This window comes from Pseudomonas sp. P5_B2, assembly GCF_056400445.1.
This window is the reverse complement of record NZ_JBFULH010000925.1, coordinates 1-1,293: the sequence shown is the minus strand read 5'-3', so window position 1 is coordinate 1,293 and position 1,293 is coordinate 1. Positions and strand designations below refer to the sequence as shown.

Below are 1,293 nucleotides of genomic sequence, written 5' to 3'. Positions count from 1 at the left end.
CGTATCGAGCATCAAAAGAGCCCTCAATAGCCTGAAAAAACAGGAACTCGAAAGGTTTGTCACCTCATCGGCACTGGAGGCCAGCATGAATAACGCGCAGGCGATCATCCTGGCCTTTGAAACCGCCTCGAAAGCGGTCAGCGGCTCAAAGATCACAGTCTATGAACGCGGGCTCGGTGGGTTGAAAGAGCGGGTTTCGCGCTTCCAGAAGACGTACACAAAAGATCCGACCGAGATAACCCCTCCAACGGCACCGACCGCTTGCAGCACTTATGCCAGCATTATCAATAACCACGTCTACACCCTCAGGGAGCGTGACGAAATGGTAAGGACATGCCACTTGGCGTTACTCAAAACCCAGGCACACGCTGCACAGGTGCCTGACTTCGTCTACAACGACTTGCATGCCTACATCGCCAAATACGTCTACCGATAAACAAACGTGTTACGGCTTTTCAAACTCACGGTTTGCCGCATACTCCATCAAAACGATAGTTGCGGGTGTTATCGATGAGCGATGTGCCGTCCAAAACCAATTCCATCGAGGAGATGCGCTTTCGCCTGCTGATTGATGCTGTGGTGGATTATGYGATCTACATGATCGATCCCGACGGCATCATCACCAGCTGGAACGCCGGCGCCCGTCGATTCAAAGGCTACGAGGAAGCGGAGATTATCGGTCAGCACTTCTCGCGGTTCTATACCGAAGAAGATCGACGTGCCGGTTTACCCCAGCGCGCGTTGGACACGGCGATTAATGAAGGGCGTTTCGAAGGTGAAGGCTGGCGGGTGCGCAAGGACGGCACGCATTTCTGGTCGCATGTGGTGATCGACCCGATACGTGACCCGTCCGGCAAGTTGCTGGGGTTTGCCAAGATCACCCGCGACCTCACCGACCGCAAAATGGCTGAGGAAACCCTCAAGCAAAGCGAACAGCAGTTCCGCTTGCTGGTTCAAAGTGTCACGGACTACGCCATTTACATGCTCGCCCCGGATGGATGCGTAACCAACTGGAACCCCGGCGCCCAGCGCATCAAGGGTTATCGGCCCGAAGAAGTCATCGGCCAGCACTTTTCGATGTTCTATACCCCTGAAGACCGCGAAGCCGGCGAACCGCAGCGGGCATTGGAGACGGCCACACGGGAAGGGCGATTCGAAAACAAGGCATGGCGCGTGCGCAAGGACGGTACTCGTTTTTTTGCACACGTCGTGGTGGACCCGATCTGGGGCGATACCGGAGCGTTGCTGGGCTTTGCCAAGATTACCCGTGATATCACCGAGGCGACCCTGGCC

1 protein-coding gene and 1 pseudogene are annotated in these 1,293 nt (G+C 55.7%); both read left to right on the top strand.

Annotation, left to right across the window (positions count from 1 at the left end; translation table 11 throughout):
- Positions 1 to 436: pseudogene (locus tag AC1DRJ_RS28045) on the top strand (zeta toxin family protein); the annotation flags it as partial.
- A 74-nt stretch (positions 437 to 510) separates the two neighbouring features.
- The coding region (locus tag AC1DRJ_RS28040) for a PAS domain-containing protein (RefSeq protein WP_477805005.1) at positions 511 to 1,293 on the top strand (783 nt) is incomplete at its 3' end.